This window comes from Paenibacillus sp. J45TS6 (assembly GCF_018403285.1).
In the GTDB taxonomy this organism is placed as follows: Bacteria; Bacillota; Bacilli; order Paenibacillales; family Paenibacillaceae; genus Paenibacillus.
Map to the genome: position 1 here is coordinate 1 of NZ_BOSJ01000091.1, position 313 is coordinate 313.

The 313-nt window shown below is 32.6% G+C and carries 1 protein-coding gene; it reads right to left on the reverse strand.

What is annotated here, in order from left to right; all coding sequences use genetic code 11:
* Window positions 1–181, reverse strand: a 181-nt coding sequence (locus KJS58_RS25135) for a hypothetical protein (protein ID WP_213536348.1), incomplete at its 3' end; no start/stop codon positions are given.
* Window positions 182–313: the final 132 nt, after the last annotated feature.

Consider the following 313-nt stretch of genomic DNA (forward strand, 5'->3'; position numbering starts at 1 on the left):
TCGGTATAACGAAACTATAAAATACTTTTTCTGTTGCACCAATGTCACCTGGTGGGGCATCTGCTGCTGTGAATCGTCCCATTGCTATCCATATCTTAAATACCCAGTAAAATAAGAATGATGTGGTCGATATAACTAATAGATAAGCTACATAACTAATTACACTAAGGTTAACCTTCAAACAGCAGCCTCCAATTTTATGTATTTTTTTATTATAATGACTTTGATAAATGATTACTTCATTAAAATAAGAACGATTGTTGTATCCACATTAAGAAGCTCAGAAATCCTGTTATGCAGAATGTGATTAAGA